Source organism: Phaeobacter sp. G2, assembly GCA_025163595.1.
Classification (GTDB): Bacteria; Pseudomonadota; Alphaproteobacteria; order Rhodobacterales; family Rhodobacteraceae; genus Pseudophaeobacter.
The window spans coordinates 2,912,677-2,933,683 of the sequence record CP104100.1 but is presented as its reverse complement, the minus strand read 5'-3'; the positions used below and the strand labels follow the sequence as shown (position 1 = coordinate 2,933,683).

21 protein-coding genes are annotated in these 21,007 nt (G+C 59.5%); 10 read left to right on the top strand and 11 right to left on the bottom strand.

Going from position 1 to position 21,007, the window contains the following annotated elements; genetic code table 11:
* Positions 1–32: 32 nt before the first annotated feature.
* Positions 33–239 carry a 50S ribosomal protein L32 gene (rpmF, locus tag N1037_13865; GenBank protein UWS78357.1) on the bottom strand — a complete coding sequence of 69 codons (207 nt, stop codon included), beginning with the start codon at positions 237–239 and terminating at the stop codon, positions 33–35.
* Between the two features lie 221 nt (positions 240–460).
* On the bottom strand, positions 461–1,003 hold the full coding sequence (locus N1037_13860) for a DUF177 domain-containing protein (GenBank protein ID UWS78356.1): 543 nt from the start codon (positions 1,001–1,003) through the stop codon (positions 461–463).
* A 98-nt stretch (positions 1,004–1,101) separates the two neighbouring features.
* Between N1037_13860 and bamE the strand changes: the two genes are divergently transcribed.
* The 3 genes from bamE (at position 1,102) to N1037_13845 (ending at position 4,342) form a co-directional block, all read left to right on the top strand.
* Positions 1,102–1,572 (top strand): outer membrane protein assembly factor BamE, encoded by a 471-nt coding sequence (gene bamE / locus N1037_13855; GenBank protein ID UWS78355.1) that lies wholly within the window; start codon positions 1,102–1,104, stop codon positions 1,570–1,572.
* A gap of 107 nt (positions 1,573–1,679) precedes the next feature.
* Positions 1,680–2,477, top strand: a complete 798-nt coding sequence (locus N1037_13850) for a GNAT family N-acetyltransferase (GenBank protein UWS78354.1) — start codon at positions 1,680–1,682, stop codon at positions 2,475–2,477.
* Positions 2,478–2,539: 62 nt separating this feature from the next.
* Positions 2,540–4,342 (top strand): ATP-binding cassette domain-containing protein, encoded by a 1,803-nt coding sequence (locus N1037_13845; protein ID UWS81366.1) that lies wholly within the window; start codon positions 2,540–2,542, stop codon positions 4,340–4,342.
* Between the two features lie 139 nt (positions 4,343–4,481).
* On the opposite strand, the gene N1037_13840 is transcribed toward N1037_13845, so the two are convergent.
* On the bottom strand, positions 4,482–5,237 hold the full coding sequence (locus tag N1037_13840) for a 3-hydroxyacyl-CoA dehydrogenase (GenBank protein ID UWS78353.1): 756 nt from the start codon (positions 5,235–5,237) through the stop codon (positions 4,482–4,484).
* A gap of 62 nt (positions 5,238–5,299) precedes the next feature.
* A complete protein-coding gene (locus N1037_13835; GenBank protein UWS78352.1) occupies positions 5,300–6,247 on the bottom strand; it encodes a GNAT family N-acetyltransferase in 948 nt (315 codons plus the stop codon).
* A gap of 27 nt (positions 6,248–6,274) precedes the next feature.
* Between N1037_13835 and N1037_13830 the strand changes: the two genes are divergently transcribed.
* Positions 6,275–6,430 (top strand): hypothetical protein, encoded by a 156-nt coding sequence (locus N1037_13830; protein UWS78351.1) that lies wholly within the window; start codon positions 6,275–6,277, stop codon positions 6,428–6,430.
* A gap of 235 nt (positions 6,431–6,665) precedes the next feature.
* Here the strand turns inward: N1037_13830 and tyrS are convergent, their stop codons facing one another.
* The gene (gene tyrS / locus N1037_13825) at positions 6,666–7,922 is read right to left on the bottom strand and encodes a tyrosine--tRNA ligase (protein ID UWS78350.1); all 1,257 of its coding nucleotides are present in this window, start codon (positions 7,920–7,922) and stop codon (positions 6,666–6,668) included.
* A gap of 197 nt (positions 7,923–8,119) precedes the next feature.
* Here tyrS and N1037_13820 point away from each other — a divergent pair, with 197 nt between their 5' ends.
* Entirely contained in the window at positions 8,120–9,232 is a 1,113-nt protein-coding gene (locus tag N1037_13820; protein ID UWS78349.1) for an anhydro-N-acetylmuramic acid kinase, read from the top strand.
* 462 nt (positions 9,233–9,694) lie between these two features.
* On the opposite strand, the gene N1037_13815 is transcribed toward N1037_13820, so the two are convergent.
* Entirely contained in the window at positions 9,695–10,114 is a 420-nt protein-coding gene (locus N1037_13815; GenBank protein UWS81365.1) for a cupin domain-containing protein, read from the bottom strand.
* 53 nt (positions 10,115–10,167) lie between these two features.
* On the opposite strand from N1037_13815, the gene N1037_13810 reads away from it, so the two are divergent.
* Entirely contained in the window at positions 10,168–11,586 is a 1,419-nt protein-coding gene (locus N1037_13810) for a YdiU family protein (protein UWS78348.1), read from the top strand.
* Between the two features lie 338 nt (positions 11,587–11,924).
* Here the strand turns inward: N1037_13810 and N1037_13805 are convergent, their stop codons facing one another.
* Positions 11,925–13,250 (bottom strand): DEAD/DEAH box helicase, encoded by a 1,326-nt coding sequence (locus tag N1037_13805; GenBank protein UWS78347.1) that lies wholly within the window; start codon positions 13,248–13,250, stop codon positions 11,925–11,927.
* A gap of 360 nt (positions 13,251–13,610) precedes the next feature.
* On the opposite strand from N1037_13805, the gene N1037_13800 reads away from it, so the two are divergent.
* The 3 genes from N1037_13800 (at position 13,611) to eno (ending at position 16,665) form a co-directional block, all read left to right on the top strand.
* Positions 13,611–14,030, top strand: a complete 420-nt coding sequence (locus tag N1037_13800; protein UWS78346.1) for a transcriptional repressor — start codon at positions 13,611–13,613, stop codon at positions 14,028–14,030.
* 237 nt (positions 14,031–14,267) lie between these two features.
* Positions 14,268–15,206 (top strand): DMT family transporter, encoded by a 939-nt coding sequence (locus N1037_13795; GenBank protein ID UWS78345.1) that lies wholly within the window; start codon positions 14,268–14,270, stop codon positions 15,204–15,206.
* Positions 15,207–15,387: 181 nt separating this feature from the next.
* Entirely contained in the window at positions 15,388–16,665 is a 1,278-nt protein-coding gene (gene eno / locus N1037_13790; protein ID UWS78344.1) for a phosphopyruvate hydratase, read from the top strand.
* A 104-nt stretch (positions 16,666–16,769) separates the two neighbouring features.
* Here eno and N1037_13785 read toward each other — a convergent pair whose 3' ends face one another.
* The 4 genes from N1037_13785 to mazG form a co-directional block, all read right to left on the bottom strand.
* Positions 16,770–17,033, bottom strand: a complete 264-nt coding sequence (locus tag N1037_13785; GenBank protein UWS78343.1) for a DUF2798 domain-containing protein — start codon at positions 17,031–17,033, stop codon at positions 16,770–16,772.
* A gap of 291 nt (positions 17,034–17,324) precedes the next feature.
* Positions 17,325–17,774: a GNAT family N-acetyltransferase gene (locus N1037_13780; protein ID UWS78342.1), complete on the bottom strand. Its 450-nt coding sequence runs from the start codon at positions 17,772–17,774 to the stop codon at positions 17,325–17,327.
* Positions 17,771–18,712 carry a nucleoside hydrolase gene (locus tag N1037_13775; GenBank protein UWS78341.1) on the bottom strand — a complete coding sequence of 314 codons (942 nt, stop codon included), beginning with the start codon at positions 18,710–18,712 and terminating at the stop codon, positions 17,771–17,773. Before N1037_13775 ends, N1037_13780 begins: the two co-directional genes overlap by 4 nt.
* 111 nt (positions 18,713–18,823) lie before the next feature.
* Positions 18,824–19,669, bottom strand: a complete 846-nt coding sequence (gene mazG, locus N1037_13770) for a nucleoside triphosphate pyrophosphohydrolase (protein ID UWS78340.1) — start codon at positions 19,667–19,669, stop codon at positions 18,824–18,826.
* A 63-nt stretch (positions 19,670–19,732) separates the two neighbouring features.
* Here mazG and N1037_13765 point away from each other — a divergent pair, with 63 nt between their 5' ends.
* A complete protein-coding gene (locus N1037_13765) occupies positions 19,733–20,908 on the top strand; it encodes a M20 family metallopeptidase (protein UWS78339.1) in 1,176 nt (391 codons plus the stop codon).
* The last annotated feature ends 99 nt before the right edge of the window (positions 20,909–21,007 follow it).

Below are 21,007 nucleotides of genomic sequence, written 5' to 3'. Positions count from 1 at the left end.
TCCGCCCCGCAAAATGTGTGATCGTCGCGATCTTATGCCGCGTCTTCGTCGATTTCGACGTCGTCGTTCATGGCAACAATTTCTTTGCTGTCATAGTTGCCGCAGGAGGGGCAAACGTGGTGTGGGCGCTTCAACTCACCGCAGCTCGAGCATTCGTTCGGGTTTGCAGCAACCAGAGCGTCGTGCGCGCGGCGGTTGTTACGGCGCGACTTGGATACTTTATTCTGTTGGACGGCCATGTCTCAACCTTCGTAATTGGGGCCTTGGGATTTTGCCCGCGGCGCGTTTCACATTCGTTCGTTAGATCGGTAGGCGAGCGTTTAGGCCGCAGCCTCTCCGATGTCCAACCAAAAATTCCGATGAGCGCGCGAAAATACTGAGAATCTCCGTCTGCGCAAGCAGTTTTTTAAGCTAGGCGGCCCGATGATGCCACCCGGAAAACCGACATTAAGATAGTTTTTTAGCTCTCATTGTCCGAGTTCATCTGTTTCTTGAGCGCGGCAAGCCCGGCAAAGGGTTTGACATCGTCCTCGCGCATCGGGGCAACCCCGGGCTGGCTGTAGACAGCCTCGCCCAGTTCCGCGCCCTCTTTGCGGGGATAGGCCGGGATCAACAAGGATAGCGCCTCGATCATCACAACTGCAGGGTCGATGGTATCCTGCAGCGGTTCTATCCGCTCATCCGCATCCATTTCCACCTCAGGATCATCGGGTTCCGATAGTTCCGAGACAAAAATCCGCTCAACTTTTTCATCGATTCGGGTGGTCATCGGTTCCAGCGTCACCACGCAGTCCTGCAAAACCGTGGCGCCCAAATGAGCAGTAAGCTGCCAGTCGCGACGGCCCTTGGTACTGACGGTTCCGGTGAAGCGGAGCTTGCGCAAACCCTTGATATCCAGCTCATGGGCCAGTGTTTCTAGCGTCTTTGCATCTGGGTGCAGATCAAACGCGGTTGCCCTGTTCTGTGGCAGATCGGACACCTTTAGAGTGGTGCTGTCAGTCATGTTGGCTACTTTCGTTTCTTGAACCGGGCGTCTGCATTAGGTAATCGGGTTCAAAGGCGTGTTCAAGCCAGAGGCAATGCAGTGTTGTGGGGATCATCATGAATGCACGGAAAGACCAGCTGAGATCAGCGGTGAAATATGCGGCCGGGGTGTTTGCTGCGGCGGCCTTGGCCGGATGTAGCGCGATCTATCAGAAACACGGCTATACCCCCACCGAAGAACAACTGGCCGAGGTCGTTGTTGGGGTTGATACAAAAGACTCCGTCGCCGAAACGGTTGGTATCCCCACGGCTTCGGGGGTTTTGAACGATGGTGGCTACTACTATGTGTCGACCCTGATGCGCACACGTGGGGCTGGCGCCACAAAGCCTGTGTCGCGATCCCTGGTCGCCATCAACTTTGACTCGCGTGATGTTGTCTCGGGCATCGAGCGGTACAGCCTGGAGGACGGCAAGGTGATCCCGCTGGAACGCCGTGTCACCAGCTCCAGCGTTGAGGATAAGACATTTATCCGACAGCTGCTTGGCAGCTTGGGCAACTTCAACCCAGGTTCCTTGCTGGAGGAATAACCTTCGGAATTTCGCTGGGGCGCGCGATGCGCCCCGGTCAGGTTTGTCTGAATTGTGAGGAATGGGGCGCGTGGTGCTGCCATTTCCGTGGGCAAGGAGGGCTGGGAATGGCAGGCAGAGACGACAGAGGGGCGCTGGCAGCGCTGCCCGTTTCAGGTGTGCTGCTGGAAAAGGGGAGCTACCGGGCGCGACTGGCGCTGGGGGCTGACGATGTGAGTGCGGCGCAGCGCCTGCGGGCGCGCTGCTTTGCAACAGGGACTGTGGATCAGGACCAATTTGATGCAGACTGTTTGCATGTGCTGATCGAGTACCGTTCATCGGGGGCGCTGGCGGGCTGTTTCCGGCTTATGCTGCTCGAAAGCGGCCAGGAGCTGTCGCAGAGCTATTCTTCACAGTTTTACGATCTTTCACGGCTTGTCGGTTTCTCAGGGCGTATGTTGGAACTGGGGCGCTTTTGTCTTGATCCTGGTGTTCTGGATGCTGATGTTCTGCGTCTGGCCTGGGGGGCTGTCACCAGCATGGTGGATCGGCAGGGGGTTGCGCTGCTGTTTGGCTGTTCCTCCTTTGCCGGAACATCCCCCGAAGCCTATATCGAGGCCTTTGCCTTGTTGCAGCATCGCCACCTGGCACCGCCGCTCCGGCGTCCGGGGCTTAAGGTGGCTGAGGCCCGCTCCTTTACTGACCTGTTGCAGGGCCGCTCAGCGCAGCAGAAGCCGGATCTGAAACAGGCTCAGGCCCAGTTGCCGCCATTGTTGCGCAGCTATCTGGCGATGGGTGGCTGGGTCAGCGATCATGTGGTGGTCGACGCCGCGCTCAACACCTGCCATGTTTTTACCGGGCTCGAGGTCACAGCCATTCCGGCAGCGCGTAAACGTTTGTTGCGGGGCGTTGCAGAGCCGTTGTGAGCGTTGACCTTGCCGCCCGCGCGGTTTAGCTGGCTCACATGGCACGTATTCCTCTTTTGCAGATGACCGGGATCTCCCTCACCTTTGGCGGCGATCCCATCTTTTCAGATCTCGATCTGGTGGTGCAACCTGGTGACCGGGTCGCCCTTGTTGGGCGCAACGGATCCGGAAAATCCACCCTTATGAAGGTGATGGCAGGGCTTGTTGAAGCCGATACCGGGACACTTGTAGTGCCTTCTGGGCGCTCGGTCGGCTATATGGAGCAGGACCCGCAGATGACCGGCTTTACCACCCTGGGAGATTTTGCCGCCAGCGCGCTGGACCCGGGCGAGCTCTATAAGGTTGAGCGTGCCGGTGAGGGGCTGAAATTTGATCCCGACCGCCCTGTGGCCACCGCCTCCGGCGGCGAGCGCCGCCGCGCCGCCCTGGCCAAGCTGATGGCGGAAGCCCCGGATCTGATGCTGCTGGACGAGCCAACCAACCATATGGATATCGAGGCCATCACCTGGCTGGAAGCCGAGCTGAAATCCACCCGCGCCGCCTATGTGCTGATCTCACACGACCGGGCCTTTTTGCGGGCGCTGACACGGGCGACGCTTTGGGTCGATCGCGGTCAGGTGCGGCGGCAGGAAAAGGGCTTTGAGGGCTTTGAGGCTTGGCGCGACAAAATCTGGGAAGAAGAAGACCAGCAGCGCCACAAGCTGAATCGCCTGATCAAAAGCGAAAGCCGCTGGGCGGTTGAAGGCATTTCAGCGCGGCGCAAGCGCAATATGGGCCGGGTGCGGGCGCTGCATGAGCTGAAAGACCAGCGCGCAGGCCAGATCAAACGCCAGGGCGCAGCGGAGCTGGCGCTGGACGCTGGCCCCAAATCCGGTCGCAAGGTGATCGAAGTGGAAGCCCTCAGCAAAAGCTTTGGTGACAAGCAGATCGTTTCTGATTTTTCCCTGAAGGTTCAACGCAGTGACCGGGTGGCCTTTGTTGGTCCCAATGGTGCGGGCAAGACCACATTGTTAAAGCTGATGTTGGGGCAGGTGGAGCCTGACGCTGGCTCGGTCAAACTAGGGACCAATCTGGAAATCGCGCTGTTTGACCAAACCCGTGACCAGCTGGATCCCAATGCCTCGCTTTGGGAAAACCTGACCTCGGATCCTTTGCTTGGGATTTCCGGCAAGGCGGATCAGGTCATGGTGCGCGGGGTGCCCAAACATGTGGTGGGCTACCTCAAGGAGTTTTTGTTCGATGAAGCCCAGGCCCGCGCGCCGGTGCGGTCGCTTTCGGGCGGCGAAAAGGCACGGTTGCTGCTGGCCCGTCTGATGGCGCGGCAAAGCAACCTACTGGTGTTGGATGAACCGACCAATGATCTGGATGTGGAAACGCTGGACCTGTTGCAGGAACTGCTGGATTCCTACGAGGGCACCGTGCTTTTGGTCAGCCACGACCGGGACTTTCTGGACCGCGTGGCCACCACCACCATCGCCATGGAGGGCGATGGCAAGGTGACAGCATATGCGGGCGGCTGGAGCGACTATATCAGCCAGCGTGGTGGTCTGCCTGGCGGCGACAAAGGCGAAAAATCGCAGAAGATCAAAGCGCAAAAAGCCCAAGCTAAGGATGTGGCGACAGAGTCCAGCGCCAAAGAGAAGCTGTCCTTCAAGGAAAAGCACCGGCTGGAGGCCTTGCCCGCAGAAATAGAACGGCTGGAGCAAGAGATCGCCAAGCTGCAAGAGCTGATGGCCGATCCGGCGTTGTTCACCCGTGAACCCGTCAAGTTCAAAAAGGCCACCGAGGCCTTGGTCGAGCGACAGGAAAAGCTGGCAGATTCTGAGGAAGAGTGGATGATGTTGGAAGAGAAATCAGAAGGCTGACGTTGTTCGTGAAGTGAATAATTTCTTGGTTAACAAAATACTAACGCGCAATCCTAACTTTAAGTTCATCCCCTAGTCCGAGGGAGGTGGGCGCGGCAGTTTTGCCGTGCCCCTTATTTTAGCTGGGTGCTGCTGCCAGTCAGCGCATCCGCAGGGCGCCGTCGATGCGAATGACTTCGCCGTTGAGATAGCCCATTTCGGTGATGAACCCGGCCAGGCGGCCGTATTCTGCCGGATCGCCCAGACGCACTGGGTTTGGCACATCTGCTGCCAGTTGCTGTTGCACCTCTTCTGGCAGCCCCGCCAGCATTGGCGTCATAAAGATGCCTGGCGCAATGGTCATCACGCGAATACCGGTAGAGGCTAGATCGCGTGCCATCGGCAGGCACATGCCAACAACGCCGCCTTTGGAGGCGGCATAGGCGGCCTGGCCTTTTTGGCCATCATAGGCCGCAATGGAGGCGGTGTTGATGATCACACCGCGGGCACCATCGGATTCGGGGGTGTTTTTGGCAATTTCGACAGCGGCGAGCCGGGCCACATTAAAGGTGCCAACCAGGTTAATGTCGATGGTGCGCTTGTATGCATCCAGGGGGTGGGCGCCGTCGCGGCCGATGGTTTTGATCCCGTAGGCAATACCGGCACAGTTCACACAGGCGGAAATACGCCCCATTTTCTCAACCGCAAAGGCAATGGCTGCGCTGACCGAGTCCTCATCGGTGACATCGGTTTGAACAAAATGCCCGCCGATCTCTGCGGCGACCTTGGGGCCCCGCTCTGCGTCGCGATCCAGAATGGTGACTTGAGCGCCGTTTTCGGCAAAATGGCGTGCTGTGGCCTCTCCGAGGCCGGAGGCGCCGCCGGTAATGATGGCGCAGGTCTGTGCGAGTTTCATAAAACAGGGTCCTTCAGGTATCTGAACATCTGTTCAATAACTATCACATGCAGCCGTTCTGTCTAGCGCGACGTGGCGCTCATCAGTCTGCTGTCCCAGCGGGCCAGGGGCGAGAGCAATCGCCCCATCGGCAGCCACAGCGCCCAGGTGCCGCCCAGTTGCGACAGGCGGGCTCCGGTGCCCAGTTTGAACCTGGCAAGACCGGGTGCTTCTTCGGTATTGATCAGGCCAAGGTCCAGTTGCTGGCAGCCTTGGGCGGCGAGCCAGCTCATTGCCTCCCACATCAGCAGATTGTGGGCGGAGAGAGATTTTCCGGCCGGGGTGGTATGGGCAATGTGATAGGTCGCGCCGCGCCCATGGCGCAGGATAAGGATGGCGGCAACTACTTCGCTGCCACTGAAGGCTTGAAACAGCTTTGCCTTGCCTTTGTTTTCTTGCGCATAGGCGAGCGTCAGCGCGATGGGCCAGCTGCGATAGCCACGCTGCTGCTGTTGCACCTGATCTGCGGCAAACAGCCAATGGCGTGCATCCAGCGGCATGTTCTGGCGGCTGACCTTCAGCCCGTTCGACTGGGCGCGGGTCAGGCGATTGCGCCATTTCTGGTGCAGGGCGGCTTTGCGTTGCGCGGCGGTGTTTCCCAGGTCAAGCTGGGCAACACAGGCCGGGCTGACAAGCGGCAGGGCGCCAATCTGTGCAAGTGCGGGGCAGGGGTGTTCGGGAGACAGGATCACCGGAGTTTTGCCAAGACCATTGGCCCGTAGGGCCGCGGGCAATTGGCTGGGCTGGGGAAGCATCGCGCGATTGATCATGGCGAGCCGCAGTCCCGAGGCAAAGCGGCGCGTGGTGACGAGGCTGTTGTGTAGCTCTGGCAGAACAACGGGGGCCTGTCCCAGGGCTTTCAGGGCCCGTGCAAATTCTGCAGACTGCGCCAAAGCCGTGAGGCCGGCGCTGCCGCAATCTTGCGGCGGTAGGGAGACAGAGGGAGAGGCAGATACATGGAAGTCCAGCATAGGACCATTTACCAATCAGAAACCTAAATGATGGTTAATGAGGGGATGAAAAAGCAAACCCCTGTTCTGGGCCAGATCGCGCCAAATCCAAAGTTGACCCTGTCGGCAGCCTTTGCTGTGGCAAGTGTTTTGTCGATCCCGGTCTTTTTGCTGTTGAGCCTGGTGGAGTGGTGGTTCTTTTAGGGGGCTGAGTTGACTGGGCGGTTGTACCGGGCCAGTTTCAACGGGCGGGTATAAATCAGGGTTTGTTCGTGAGGCTCTGCCTCACACTCCGAGGTATTTCTGGAAAGATGAAAAGAGGTCAGCTGGGAGTGGGCTGCGTCATGGCGTCTTTGGGGTGGGCTGGGCGCGGGCCTAAGGGGGCGGGCCGGTGGTAAAGGGGCCGCTGAGCCCCTTTGAGTGTTTATGAACCCGCTGATCAGTCTGCCAGTTGCACCAGGGCGTGGCGCTTTTTACCGGCGCTGAGCTTGATGGGGCTGGACAGCGCCGCGGCGTCGATCATCAGGCCGGCGTCGCTGAGCGGTTTGTCGTCCAGTTTGGCGCCATTTTCACTGATCAGTCGTTTGGCGTCTTTGCCCGATTTTGCCAAGCCGGATTTGACAATCAGCTGAACGATGGAGATGCCATCGCCAAGCTCTGCCCCGGTCAGGGTCAAGGTTGGCAGATCATCGCCAATGCCGCCCTTTTCAAAGACGTCTCGGGCGGTGGCCTCGGCGGTGGCCGCGGCCTCGGCGCCGTGCAGCAGTTTGGTCACCTCATTGGCAAGGATGACTTTGGCGGCGTTCACCTCAGACCCTGCCAGGGCGCCGAGGCGTTCACATTCATCCACCGGCAATTCGGTATAGAGTTTCAGGAAGCGGCCCACGTCGGCATCGGTGGTGTTGCGCCAGAACTGCCAGAACTCGTAGGGAGAGCGCATTTCTGCGTTGAGCCAGACAGCGCCGTCCTGGCTTTTGCCCATCTTTTTGCCGTCTGAGGTAGTCAGCAGCGGCGTGGTCAGCCCGTAGATGGAATTGTCCAGTACCCGGCGGGTCAGGTCGATCCCGTTGACGATATTGCCCCATTGATCCGAGCCGCCCATCTGCAGGATGCAGCCGTAGCGGCGGTTCAGCTCGAGGAAGTCATAGGCCTGCAGGATCATGTAGTTGAATTCGAGGAAGGACAGCGACTGTTCGCGGTCCAGCCGCGATTTGACCGATTCAAAGGCCAACATGCGGTTGACCGAGAAATGGCGACCAATGTCGCGCAGGAATTCAAGGTAGTTGAGCCCGTCCAGCCATTCGGCATTGTTCAGCATCAGCGCCTTGTTGGGTGCGTCACTGTCGTAGTCGATATAGGCCGAGAACACCTTTTTGATGCCGGCGATATTGTCGTCGATCTGGGCGTCATTCAGCAGCGGGCGCTCATCGGCGCGAAAAGAAGGGTCGCCCACCTTGGTGGTGCCACCGCCCATCAGAGTGATCGGCTGATGGCCGGTTTTCTGGAACCAGCGCAGCATCATGATCTGGATCAGCGAGCCCACATGCAAGGATTTTGCTGTAGCGTCAAAACCGATATAGGCAGGCTTAACACCCTGCATCAGGGCCTCATCAAGGCCTTGATAATCGGTGCAATCAGCAAGGAACCCGCGTTCCATCATGACAGCGACAAAGTCCGATTTTGGGTGATAGGTCATAACATGCCTCGGTGTTTGGTTTGCGACGTGCTGTATAAGGCGCAAATTGCCCACATGGAACCTGTTTTCCCGACAAAATTTCAGCTGCGCGCTAAGGCAGTTCCCTGTGCCAGAGCAGACTGCTATGCAGGGGCAAAGGCTCCGGGCGATTGCCGCGGGTATCGGGGCGCCTTTGGCACAATGAGACGAGACGGTAGATGAGAAAAGCAATCGCCAAAACCGGCGTGGTCCGGGCCCTGGGCGCGATGAGTGGCACCTCGCTGGATGGGGTGGATGTTGCGGTGGTTGAGACGGATGGCCTAACAATTGCGGGCTTTGGCCCCAGTGGCTACCAGGCTTACTCGGATGTCGAGAGAGGGGTGCTGCGCGCAGGCCTTGGGCATTGGCACGGCGCCGAGGTTGAGGCAGCCGCCGAGGTGGTGGAAGCCAAGCATATTGCGGCGCTTGGCGGGTTTGAAGATATCGATCTGGTTGGGTTTCATGGCCAGACATTGGCCCATGCCCCGCGCCAGCAAGGCACCCTGCAGGTGGGCAACGGCGCGGCACTGGCCGAGGCGTTGGATCTGCCGGTTGTGTGGGACTTTCGCAGCGATGATGTTTCCATGGGCGGCGAAGGCGCGCCGCTGGCGCCGTTTTTCCACTTTGCCTGTGCCAAATATATCAAGGCCACCGGACCGATATGTTTCCTGAACCTCGGCGGGGTTGGCAATCTCACCTATGTGGATCCGCGTTTGGACAGTCCGGAAGCGCCCGGTGCGCTTTTGGCCTTTGATACCGGACCGGCTAATGCGCCGATCAATGACCTGTTGCAGGCACGGCTGGGGCTGGCGTTTGACAAGGACGGGGGCGTCGCCAGCAGCGGAGAGGTTGAGACCGGCGCGCTGGAGCTGTTCCTGGCTGAACCCTATTTTGCCCGCATGCCGCCCAAGTCACTGGACCGGAATGACTTTGCGGAGATGATTGATCTGGTGACAGAGCTGAGTGACGCAGACGCCACCGCCACTCTGACGGCCATGTGCGCGGCCTCGGTGGCGCAGGGGATGGAACACTGCCCGGAGCCGCCTGCGGTGGTTCTGGTGACTGGCGGCGGGCGGCACAATCCGGTGCTGATGCAGATGTTGGCGGTCTCATTGGACTGCCCTGTCAAACCGGTTGAGGCGGTCGGGCTGGATGGTGACATGCTGGAGGCCCAGGCCTTTGGCTTTCTGGCGGTGCGGGTGGCCCGTGGCCTGGCGACCTCCTGTCCGGGCACCACAGGCGTGCGGGCCTGCGTCGGCGGCGGGGTGATCAGTGTGCCGGGAACTGACTAGGGGTACGGGCTATGACGCCCATTTCAGTGGTTGCGGCTAATGGTTCTGGCTAATGGTTCCGGAAGGTCAAAATCCGCGTGGTCTGCGCGTAACACCCGCCTGCCTTGAGTGCAGGTCGTGGGGACAAAGCGGTGCAGAGTCTGCATGACGGGGATCAAAACATCTGCGGGCTCGGCCAGAGTGAGGTCGTGCTGAAAACAGTTTGCCTGTCGTTTGCCATCCTGTGCCGGGATGGCCTCCAATTGATGGTTGCCGAGGGCAATTACCCGGTCCCGATGCCAGGGGAGACCCCGATCTGATGCCATGGGACACCCCAATTTGACCCTGACGTGTTAAAGGAGAGGAAGCGAACGGGCCGCATCTTTGGCCAATAGGGATCACCCTTTTGTTGCAGGATGAACGCGCGACTGCCTGACACAGGGTTGCGCGCTTGCTCCGGCGGTCCCTTGGGCGCAACTGGCGTTATTTTTTGGGGATGTCAAAGCCAGGTGCGGCCAGCTCAAAACCCTCAAACCGGAAACCCGGCGACACGGTGCAGCTGACCAGAGTGTAGTCGCCAGTGCTGCGGGCGGCCTGCCAGTGGCCTTCGGGGACGATGAGTTGGGGCTGCCCTACAGTGAGATCCGGGGTGAGCAGATGCTCTGTGGCGGGGCCCGCGTCGGTAGCGGAGAGCGACAGGATTAGCGGCGCTCCGGAATGGTAAAGCCAGATTTCACTGGCATCGACCCGGTGCCAGTGGCTTGCTTCATCGCCACGCAGCAGGAAATAGATGCAGGTACCGCTGGGGCGGCCCTCATTTTCGGCCACCCAGGTTTGACGATACCACCCGCCTTCGGGGTGGCGGGAAAGTTGCAGTTTTGTAATGATTTCATCCGCAGTCATCGTGGCAGCACCTTCACACTGGTATTCTTGTATCTGAGACATATCTTGAGGTCATGGTTTTGCACATCCCCTTTGACAATACATATGCCCAGCTGGGGCCCGGCTTCTATAGCAGGCAGCAGCCCACGCCAGTGGCCGCACCGCAGCTGATTGCTTTTAACCAGACCCTGGCTGACCTGTTGCAGGTTCAGGCCGACGATCTTGCGCAGATGGCTGAGGTCTTTGTCGGCAATCAGATGCCTGCAGGGGCGGATCCCCTGGCGCAGGCCTATGCAGGCCACCAGTTTGGCAATTTCAACCCTCAGCTTGGGGATGGTCGTGCGGTGCTGCTGGGCGAAGTGGTTGGCGCGGAGGGCAGGCGCTATGATCTGCAGCTCAAAGGCGCGGGGCGTACACCCTTTTCCCGTCAGGGGGATGGCCGGGCCTGGTTGGGGCCGGTGCTGCGCGAATATGTGGTCTCGGAAGCGATGCATGCCTTGGGCATCCCCACCACCCGCGCCTTGGCGGCTGTCGCCACAGGAGAGACCGTCTGGCGCGAAGGCGGGATGCCCGGCGCGGTACTGACACGCGTTGCCGCCAGCCATTTGCGGGTGGGGACCTTTCAGTTCTTTGCAGCGCGGGGGGAGACCACAGCGCTGCGGCAGCTGACGGAGTATACCATCAAGCGCCACTATCCGCAGGCCGAGGGGCCGCTGGGGCTTTTGCGCGCGGTGCGGGATGCCCAGGCCGAGCTGATTGCCGCCTGGATGTCGGTTGGCTTTATTCACGGGGTGATGAACACCGACAACTGCAGCATTTCAGGTGAGACCATCGACTACGGCCCCTGTGCCTTCATGGATACCTACCGGGCCGATCAAGTGTTTTCCTCGATCGACCGGATGGGGCGCTACGCCTATGCCAACCAGCCAAGTATCGCAGTCTGGAACCTGGCACAGCTGGCCACCGCCCTGATCCAGCAACTGGACGACCCGCAAGAGGCGGTGGAAGAGGCCACAGCGATTATTCACGCCATGCCCTCCTTGATCGAAGTCGCGTGGCTGCGCTTGTTCCGGCGCAAAATTGGTCTTGAGACCGTAGCGCCGCAGGATTTGGAACTGATTTCGGACCTGTTGCAGCTGATGGAAGAAGGTCAAGCGGATTTTGCCAATACCTTCCGTGCTTTGGCTGAGGGAACCGCGGCAGATCACCTTCGTGATCCCAAGGCGTTTGCCCCTTGGCAGGCCCGCTGGATGCAGCGGCGGCAACAGGAACAAGATCCGCAGGCCATAATGCGGGCCAGTAACCCGGTCTATATCCCGCGCAATCACCGGATCGAAGAAATGATCACTGCTGCGGTGGCAGGGGACTTTACCCTGTTTGAGCGCTTGGGGACAGTGCTGCAGCAGCCATTCACCGAGCAATCAGGGGCAGAGGATCTGCGCCGGCCTCCGGCTGCGCATGAGGTGGTCACAGCCACCTTTTGCGGCACCTGATAGCAGCTGCGCCACCTCGCTTGGGAGCTTGGCTGGGCAGAGGTCAGAGTTCAGGTCAAGGTAGCGCTCCCGCCCGTCGTCGAGCTTATGAATAAGCTCTCCTCCCGTTGGGGGTGGGCGGGAGCATTTGGAGTCTGGGGACTTGCGCGGACCTCGCGCTTGCATAAATCGCGCGCTGACATCAAAGGGGCGGAGAAGGGCTCACCATTGCGGGTGCAGAATACTGCCCAAAAGAAATGGCGCCCTGCGGGAAGCAGAGCGCCATTGGCGATATGAAATTGGCTGTGCAGGGCCCTCTTGGGCTTTCGCAACCTGAACTGACCGCAGGATGAAGCTTCTTAGCGGGCCTGACGGCGTCGGTTACCTGCACCACCGCCTGCGCCTGCGCCGGACCCATTGGCGGACCCACCGGGTTTACCACCGCCCTGGGACTGGCCGCGACCACCACCGCCGCGCCGACGGTTGCCGCCGGGCTTGCCGCCTGGTTTGCCACCGGGACGGCCACCACGTGCGGGGCTGGCGCCGGGAACTGGCTCCCATGGGCTACCGGAGGCGGTTGGAATGGTGATTTTCATCACCTTCTGGATCGCTTTCAGCTCTTCCATCTCATCGGGGGCACAGAAAGCAACGGCCTGGCCGTCCTTGCCAGCGCGCGCTGTCCGACCGATCCGGTGCACATAGGCATCCGCTACATTGGGCAGCTCGTAGTTGTAGACATATTTGACATCGGGGATGTCCAGGCCACGGGCCGCAACATCCGTTGCAACCAAGACCTTGATCTGGCCTGATTTAAAGGCTGCCAATGCGCGCTCGCGCTGGCCCTGGCTTTTGTTGCCATGAATGGCAGCTGCGGCAAAGCCGGATTTCTCCAGCACTTTCATCAGCTTTTCCATACCGTGTTTGGTGCGGCCAAAGACCAGCGTGCGCTCATCCTTATGCTCGGTCAGCAATTCCTTCAGCAGGCTCAGCTTTTCCGCCTTGGCGATGAAATGCACCGATTGCGTCACCTTGGCTGCGGGCTTGCCCGGAGGGGAGACTTCGATGCGCACAGGACGGTTGAGATAGGAGTTGGCAATCTCGTTCATCTGCTTGGGCATAGTGGCCGAAAACAACATGGTCTGGCGCTCTTCGGGCAGCAGGGCAGAAATTTTGCGGAGCGCATGGATAAAGCCGAGGTCCAGCATCTGGTCGGCCTCGTCCAGCACCAGGAAATCGCAGGAGCCTAGATCCAGCGCCTTGCGGTCCAGGATATCGAGCAGGCGGCCAGGGGTAGCCACCAGAATGTCGGTGCCGCGGGAGATCCGCTGGATCTGCGGGTTGATCGAAACACCGCCGACCACCAGGCCGATTTTCATCGGGGTGCCTTCGGTCAGGTCTTTCAGGGTGGCGGCAATCTGGTTGGCCAGTTCGCGGGTGGGCGCCAGCACCAGGCCGCGCACGGTATGGGCGGCAGGTTTGCGGCCATAGTCCAGCATGCGGGCGATCAAGGGCACGCCAAAGGCAGCAGTTTTACCGGTGCCGGTCTGGGCCAGACCCAGCACGTCTTCGCCGTTCAGGGCGTGGGGAATGGCGCGGGCCTGGATCGGGGTTGGCTCTTTCAGACCCATATCGGCCAGACGGGCCAGAACAAGATCGGGCAGGCCCATTGTCGAAAATTCAGTCACGTATCGTCCTTTCGCGGCTCAATGCCCATGGCACGAACCGTGTCGACCAGTCGCAGAATGCGCTGGCTTTTGGTGGGGCAAAGCCCTCAAACGGGCGCAGACGAATGCCTGGCCGCTGGGATTTGCAAGTGCCCCACGCGTGATTTTGGGAACCTTGGCACTTCACTAGACACCGGGTTTGTCGCACATGTGTTGCGCGTCCGGGCTGTCTCTGCTCACGCGGCAGGGAAGGATGCCTGTGCATCACATGGGCGGTTATGTGGATAAAGTCAATGGCGCGTTCTGATGGAAATTGGTTTTCGTCGGCGCACGGATTGACTACATAGAGAACCCAGACCAGTGGACGGAAAGCAAAACGTGATGACAATTATCGCTCGATGTGAGGCCAAGGGCCTGCGGATGACCGGCCAGCGTCGGGTGATTGCCCGTGCTTTGCAGGACAGTGCCGACCACCCGGATGTCGAAGCGCTTTATGCCCGGGCCAGCGCGCTGGACAGCGGGATTTCTCTTGCCACGGTTTATCGCACTGTCAAACTGTTCGAAGAAGCCGGGATCCTGGACCGGTTGGAGTTTGGCGATGGTCGTGCCCGCTACGAGGATGCAGACCGGGAGCATCACGACCATCTGATTGATATCAATACCGGTGAAGTGATCGAATTCTGTGATCCCGACATCGAAGCGCTGCAGGAACGCATCGCGGCCAAACTGGGGTATCAACTCAAAGGTCACAAGCTGGAGCTCTATGGCGTGCCTCTGAAGAAAGCCGCACCCTCTGAGTGATCCTCAAGAAGGTGGGCCTTCAAGGGGAGACCTCAAGGGAAGCGGGATCGACTTGGCGGGACGTGATTTTCATTTAACCTATCAACGATTGTGAAGTCTAAACCCACAAACTGTTGTGTTTCATGTCGTAAATTGACTTGCGATGGGGCGGGTTGACCACCATTCCCTGACAAGGTGCTGCATTGGTCCGGTGACAAACGGCAGGCAAAGCAGCGCCTATTTTTCGGAGGGCCTGGCGTGAACAATCTAAACGGAATTCTCTTTATCCTTGCGGCCATGGCCGCATTTACCCTGGAAGATATGTTCATCAAGCGGCTATCGGGGGACGTTCCTGTGGGGCAGATCCTGATGTTGCTGGGCCTTGGTTCCGGTACGGTCTTTGCGGCGGCGGCTGTGTACCGGGGCGACAATCTTTTTGCGCCCGCGGCCTGGCGCGGGGCGGCAATCCTGCGCACCCTTTCAGAGGCCGTGGGTGCCGTGGCCTTTGCCACTGCGCTGTCTTTGGTCGATATTTCCACGGTTGCTGCGGTGTTTCAGGCGCTGCCCCTGGTTATCACCATGGGGGCCGCGTTGTTCCTGGGGGAGCAGGTTGGCTGGCGGCGCTGGAGCGCGATCTGTGTGGGCTTTGTCGGGGTATTGATGATTGTGCGCCCTGGGCTGGCAGGATTTAACCCTTCGGTGATTCTGGTGCTGGTGGCGGTTCTGGCTATTGCTGCAAGGGATCTGCTGACCCGTATGGTCGATAGCTCTGTCTCGTCGGCGGTTGTCAGCTTTCAGGCCTTTGCCTCGGTGATCGTGGCCGGTGGGCTGTTGCTGGTCTCTACCGGCGCAGAGCCAACCGCGCTGGATGGGCGTCAGGTGGGGATGATGCTGGGGGGGGTCGTCTTTGGCGTTGCGGGCTATTACGCCATCGTAACCGCAACCCGCATTGGGGATGCATCCGCGATCACGCCATTTCGCTACAGCAGGCTGTTGTTTTCCATTCTGGTAGGGGTGCTGGTCTTTGGTGAACGTCCTGATGCCATGACCCTGGGCGGGGCTGCGCTGATCATTGTTTCTGGTCTTTATACGTTTGTGCGGGAACGGCGCTTGGCCCGCGAACAGGTCCGGGAGCAGGCGCGCCTGCTCCGTGCGGGCTCTGTGGTGTCTGCAACACCCGGATCAACCGGCGTCTAGTCCTGGCATCAGGCCAAAGACTGCAAGCGCCAGAAACGACATCGATACCGGTGGCGCAAACAGCGATATGTTAGCCCTAACCTCGTGAAATAAACGCCGTTAGCGATAACGACCGCTGTTTACATTTGCCCCCTGGCTGCTATGACGCAGGCATCTTTTGTTGCAGTCAAGGACCGTCCAAATGAGCACAATTATCGACATTCACGCCCGCGAAATCCTCGACAGCCGGGGCAACCCCACGGTTGAGGTCGATGTGATCCTGGAAGACGGCACCATGGGCCGCGCCGCCGTGCCCTCGGGCGCCTCTACCGGTGCTCACGAGGCGGTGGAACGTCGCGACGGCGACAAGGACCGCTACCTTGGCAAAGGCGTGCTGGAAGCGGTTGCCGCCGTCAACGGTGAAATCGCCGAAGAGCTGGTTGGCTTTGACGCCACCGAGCAGGTTGCGGTTGACGGGGCGATGATCGAGCTGGACGGGACACCAAACAAGGCGCGTCTGGGGGCGAATGCGATCCTCGGGGTTTCCATGGCTGTGGCCAAGGCCGCCGCTGATTTCACCACCCAGCCGCTGTTTCGCTATGTGGGGGGCACCTCTGCCCGTGTTCTGCCGGTGCCGATGATGAACATCATCAATGGTGGGGAACATGCCGACAACCCCATCGACATTCAGGAGTTCATGATCATGCCAGTGGCTGCGGACAATATCCGCGAGGCCGTGCGCATGGGCGCCGAGGTGTTCCACACCCTGAAGAAAGAGCTGTCCGCTGCGGGTCTGTCCACCGGGATCGGGGATGAGGGTGGCTTTGCTCCCAACATTGCCTCCACCCGTGAGGCGCTTGATTTTGTTCTGAAATCCATCGAAAAAGCAGGCTACCGCCCCGGCGAGGAAATCTATCTGGCGCTGGATTGCGCCGCCACTGAATACTATAAGGACGGCAAATACGTGTTGTCCGGTGAGGGCAAGGTTCTGTCCTCAGCCGAGAACGTCGACTATCTGGCGGCGCTGGTGAATGACTACCCGATCATCTCGATCGAGGATGGCATGGGCGAAGACGACTGGGACGGCTGGAAGGCGCTGACCGACGCCATCGGCGACAAGGTGCAGCTGGTTGGCGACGATCTTTTTGTCACCAACCCGGCGCGTTTGGCCGAAGGCATCCAGCGCGGTAGTGCCAACTCCATGCTGGTCAAAGTGAACCAGATCGGCACGCTGACCGAGACGCTGAAGGCTGTAGATATGGCCCACCGTGCAGGCTTCACCAATGTGATGTCCCACCGCTCGGGCGAGACCGAGGACGCGACTATTGCGGATCTCGCGGTTGCAACGAACTGTGGCCAGATCAAAACCGGCTCGCTGGCGCGTTCTGACCGGCTGGCGAAATACAACCAGCTGATCCGCATTGAGGAAGTGCTGGGCGAAGTTGCAGAATACGCAGGCCGCTCGATCCTGAAGGGGTGATTAATCTACGATCCGGCTAAAGCTTTCTGCATAGCTCGGCTGAGTTCAACAAAAAAGGCCAAGCCCTGTGTCTCGTGACACAGGGCTTTTTAGTTGAGAAAGCTTCACGAAACTCGCCGCAGGTACTGGTGCGTTATGGCCGACATTTTGAACGCCAGGGGGCCGACGGCTAAGGATAAAACAAAGGCGATAGGCATCGCAGTCATGAATCGGTTCATCCAGAGCTCTATCCATCCAGAGGTAAAGTGCATTGGAAAGGCCGTGAAAATTCCGGTCATTAGGAGCGCCATCATAAAGGCGATAAAGAACTGCGCCAAAACTATGACGGACTTGGATTGGGGAGGCTGGGGTGATTGAAGTTGGCTCATGCTTGGCATTCCTGTTTTCTGTATAAAGCGGGATGCAACGGGATGGCCTTGGCGCAGTTCCGCAGCACCCCGAAGAGGGAGCTGCTGCGGGTTTGGGCCTTTGGCCCAACTAACTCTGACATTGTTGGCCCTGTATAGACCCTATCAATGCAAGGGCTGGGATAACCGAACCAGCCACACGTTTTTCAGCTCGAGCTCGGTAACACTGGTCAAACGTCGGGGTCAACATACAATTCGTTTATGATTACAAGCACTTCCTGAAAGATTTTGCTCTGACAGATTTGCGCAGGGTCATAAGACCTTGGTCATCAACATGTATCTGTCACGGGGCTGGAACCGGGTGCGCTGGTACAGTCTCTGGGCCTGCTCATTCTCCCGGTCCACCTCCAGGTGCAACGCCTTGATCCCGGCCTGGGCCAGGGTCTTGGGCAGTTCTATCAGCACCTCAGAGGCGAGCCCCCGGCCGCGCACCGGCGGGCGGATATAGATCTCATCGACAAATCCATCCATGCCGCCAAACTCCACCGACCAGCCAAAGGTGACTACGATATAGCCGATGGGGGCACGGGTGGGGCCGATGATATAGACCGCACCATAGGGGATGCCCTCGAGCAGCGGTTCAATCCCGGCACGGCGCTGTTCTGGGCTGGTGTCCAGGCCTTCTTCCACATGGAAGGCCTCCACCATGGTGAGCAGCTTTTCCAGATGCTCAGGGCGGGCCAGATGCAGGGCGGCGCTCACAACCGGGCCAGACGGTCAGTGATGAGGGTAAAGAACCCTTCGGCGTCCAGATCACCGATGAACAGCGCATTGGGCGGGCGCGTGGTGACACCCCACCAGTCGGCGACGGTCATACCAAGAGTGAGCTCTGAGTGGGTTTCAATCTCGACGTTGACCTGGCGGCCTGAGAACAGCGCGGGCTGGATCAGATAGGCAATCACGCAGGGGTCATGCAGCGGGCCACCGTCAGAGCCATATTTCTCCATGTCGAACCGCTCAAAGAAATCGAGCATTTCTGCAGTGAAAGACCCGGCACGATTACCCAGGGCCCGCAGTGCCTCGATACGGGGGCGGGTGGTCAGGGCCTTGTGGGTGACATCCAGTGGCATCATGGTGATTTGAACGCCGGATTTCAGCACAATGTCAGCAGCTTCCGGGTCGACATAGATGTTGAACTCAGCCGCGGGCGTGACATTGCCGACCTCAAAATAGGCGCCCCCCATCAGTACTATTTCTTGCACGCGCTCAATGATATCCGGCGCGGCCTGAAAGGCGGCGGCAATATTGCTGAGCGGTCCCAGCGGACAAAGCGTTACGGTGCCAGCCGGTTCACGTCGCAGGGTGTCGATAATGAACGCCACGCCATCCTGATCCTGCAGCGGCAGTGTTGGTTCAAACAGTTCGGGGCCATCCAGCCCTGTTTTGCCGTGCACCTCTTCGGCGGTGACCAGGGGGCGCGACAGCGGCGCCGCACAACCGGCAAAGACCGGGACATCGGTGCGGCCTGCGACCTCGCAGATGATGCGGGCGTTTTTATGGGTCAGCGGCAGCGGCACATTGCCGGCAACGCAGGTAATTCCCAGCACATTAATGTCATCAGGGCTGGCCAGGGCCAGCAGCAGCGCGACGGCATCGTCCTGTCCGGGGTCGGTGTCGATTATTACTTTGCGGGCAGTCATATGCGGGGTCCTGTGGTAAAAGGTGAGCGTTGCAGTGGCGACTGGAAATGTCCAGCCGCGCGCAGGTGAGGCGCGCGGATTTTGATTGTTTTGGGAAAGATGACGCGGCGGTCAGTCTGACGTTTTCTCGTCAGCCTTTACGGCATCCCACAGTGCATCCATTTCCGTCAGGTCGCTGTCTTCGGGGCGTTTTCCCAGTAGGGCCAGTTTGGCCTCGACGCCTTCAAAGCGGCGGATGAATTTGGCATTGGCTTTGCGCAGGGCTGCTTCGGGCTCGACACCCAGGTGGCGGCCAAGATTGGCCATGACAAACATCAGATCGCCAAATTCCTCTTCGACCTCCATCTGGCTCAACTCGGTGCGGGCCTCAGCCAGTTCGCCGCTTTCTTCGGCGATTTTGGCGATGACCTGGTCAACCGCGGGCCAGTCAAAGCCAACGCGGGCGGCGCGCTTTTGCAACTTGTAGGCCCGCAGCAGGGCCGGCAGCCCCACGGCGACACCGTCTAAAGTGCCGGTTTCCTGCTTGCCTGCCCGTTCGGCCGCCTTGATGGCCTCCCAGTCGGCGGTTTGTTGGTCTGCGCTTTTGTCGCGGGTTTCATTGCCAAAAACATGCGGGTGCCGCGAAACCATCTTGTTGGACATGGTGGTGACCACATCCTGGAAGGTGAAATGCCCGGCCTCAGTCGCCATTTGGGCGTGAAAGACGGATTGGAACAACAAATCACCCAATTCGCCCTTCAGTTCATCCCAGGCCTGGCGTTCAATTGCGTCGGCGACCTCGTAGGCTTCTTCGATGGTATAGGGGGCGATGGAGGCAAAATCCTGCTCCAGATCCCAGGGGCAGCCGTGGCTGGGGTCGCGCAGGGCCTGCATGATTGCAAGCAGCCGCTCGATCCCAGCGGTTTTGTTTTGTATCAATGCCATGTCGAAAGGCGGTGGTGGCGGTGTTTCGGGCATTGCAGCCTCTCTTGTTCCTGTGTCAGATGCATCAATCCCGATCCTCGCACAGGAGTCCACCCCATGGCCGTCGTGAACCGCATTGCTGATTTTGCCCCCGAGATGAAGACCTGGCGTCAGCGTCTGCATCAGATCCCCGAATTGGCGTTGGATCTGCCCAAGACAGCCGCCTATGTGGCGGAGCGTCTGCGCGAGATTGGCGTGGATGAGCTGCACGAAGGTATTGCCACCTCTGGCATGGTTGCCATCATCAATGGCCAGGGCAACACGCCGGGGCAGGGGCCGACAATTGGATTGCGCGCCGATATGGACGCGCTGCCCATCCCCGAAGAAACCGGCGTTGACTATGCTTCGCAGCATGCGGGCAACATGCATGCCTGTGGCCATGACGGTCATACAACCATGCTGCTGGGGGCGGCCAAATATCTGGCGGAGACGCGCAACTTCTCTGGCCGGGTGGCGTTGATTTTTCAACCCGCCGAAGAGGCCATTGGCGGCGCCCGGATCATGGTCGAGGAAGGCATCATGGAGCGCTTTGATATTGGCGAAGTCTATGCCCTGCACAATGCGCCGGGATTGCCTGTGGGCAGCTTTGTGACCACGCCCGGTGCGTTGATGGCGGCCGTGGATACGTTTCACATTCATATTCAGGGGGTTGGTGGCCATGGGGCGATGCCGCATGAGACCCGTGATCCGGTGATGGCGGCCTGTGGCATTGCCCAGGCGCTGCAAACCATCATCAGCCGCAACCATCACACGCTTGAGGATCTGGTGGTCTCGGTGACGCAAATTCATACCGGAACCGTGGACAATGTGATCCCGGATACCGCCTATATCAATGGCACGGTGCGCACTTTTAATCCGCAGGTGCAGGCCATGGTCATGCGCCGCATGGAGGAGATCGTTGCGGGGCAAGCGGCGAGCTATGGTGTGACAGCTGAGTTGAACTATGAGGTCGGATATCCGGCGACCATCAATGACGCCGCCAAGGCGGGGTTTGCAGCCGAGGTCGCGGGGGAGGTATCAGGGCCAGAGAATGTCGAGGCTGATGGTGGCCGCGAAATGGGTGCCGAGGATTTCTCATATATGTTGAACGCGCGTCCCGGTGCCTATCTTTTCCTGGGCCAGGGCGAAAGCGCAGGCCTGCATCACCCGAAGTACAATTTCAACGACGATATCGCCCCAATTGGCGCCTCCTTCTTTGCACGTGTGGTGGAGCGGGCGCAGCCCCTGGGATAGGCGCAAGGCCGGTCCGCAGTCGGCTGGAGCCAGGCTTTGCGGCGGTCGGAGCAGGTGCTGAGGTGACAGGAGCTCTAAAAATGGCTATCCCGGCTTTGC

Excerpts from the sequence above, each read along its gene's own strand:
- N1037_13785 (UWS78343.1), bottom strand. The coding sequence starts at position 17,033 with ATGAGCCAACTTCAATCACCCCAGCCTCCCCAATCCAAGTCCGTCATA.
- N1037_13810 (UWS78348.1), top strand. The coding sequence starts at position 10,168 with ATGGTTTTGCACATCCCCTTTGACAATACATATGCCCAGCTGGGGCCC.
- mazG (UWS78340.1), bottom strand. The coding sequence starts at position 19,669 with ATGCCCGAAACACCGCCACCACCGCCTTTCGACATGGCATTGATACAA.
- eno (UWS78344.1), top strand. The coding sequence starts at position 15,388 with ATGAGCACAATTATCGACATTCACGCCCGCGAAATCCTCGACAGCCGG.
- rpmF (UWS78357.1), bottom strand. The coding sequence starts at position 239 with ATGGCCGTCCAACAGAATAAAGTATCCAAGTCGCGCCGTAACAACCGC.
- N1037_13840 (UWS78353.1), bottom strand. The coding sequence starts at position 5,237 with ATGAAACTCGCACAGACCTGCGCCATCATTACCGGCGGCGCCTCCGGC.
- N1037_13765 (UWS78339.1), top strand. The coding sequence starts at position 19,733 with ATGGCCGTCGTGAACCGCATTGCTGATTTTGCCCCCGAGATGAAGACC.
- N1037_13860 (UWS78356.1), bottom strand. The coding sequence starts at position 1,003 with ATGACTGACAGCACCACTCTAAAGGTGTCCGATCTGCCACAGAACAGG.
- N1037_13800 (UWS78346.1), top strand. The coding sequence starts at position 13,611 with ATGACAATTATCGCTCGATGTGAGGCCAAGGGCCTGCGGATGACCGGC.
- N1037_13850 (UWS78354.1), top strand. The coding sequence starts at position 1,680 with ATGGCAGGCAGAGACGACAGAGGGGCGCTGGCAGCGCTGCCCGTTTCA.
- N1037_13845 (UWS81366.1), top strand. The coding sequence starts at position 2,540 with ATGACCGGGATCTCCCTCACCTTTGGCGGCGATCCCATCTTTTCAGAT.
- bamE (UWS78355.1), top strand. The coding sequence starts at position 1,102 with ATGAATGCACGGAAAGACCAGCTGAGATCAGCGGTGAAATATGCGGCC.
- tyrS (UWS78350.1), bottom strand. The coding sequence starts at position 7,922 with ATGACCTATCACCCAAAATCGGACTTTGTCGCTGTCATGATGGAACGC.
- N1037_13830 (UWS78351.1), top strand. The coding sequence starts at position 6,275 with ATGATGGTTAATGAGGGGATGAAAAAGCAAACCCCTGTTCTGGGCCAG.
- N1037_13820 (UWS78349.1), top strand. The coding sequence starts at position 8,120 with ATGAGAAAAGCAATCGCCAAAACCGGCGTGGTCCGGGCCCTGGGCGCG.
- N1037_13815 (UWS81365.1), bottom strand. The coding sequence starts at position 10,114 with ATGACTGCGGATGAAATCATTACAAAACTGCAACTTTCCCGCCACCCC.
- N1037_13835 (UWS78352.1), bottom strand. The coding sequence starts at position 6,247 with ATGCTGGACTTCCATGTATCTGCCTCTCCCTCTGTCTCCCTACCGCCG.
- N1037_13775 (UWS78341.1), bottom strand. The coding sequence starts at position 18,712 with ATGACTGCCCGCAAAGTAATAATCGACACCGACCCCGGACAGGACGAT.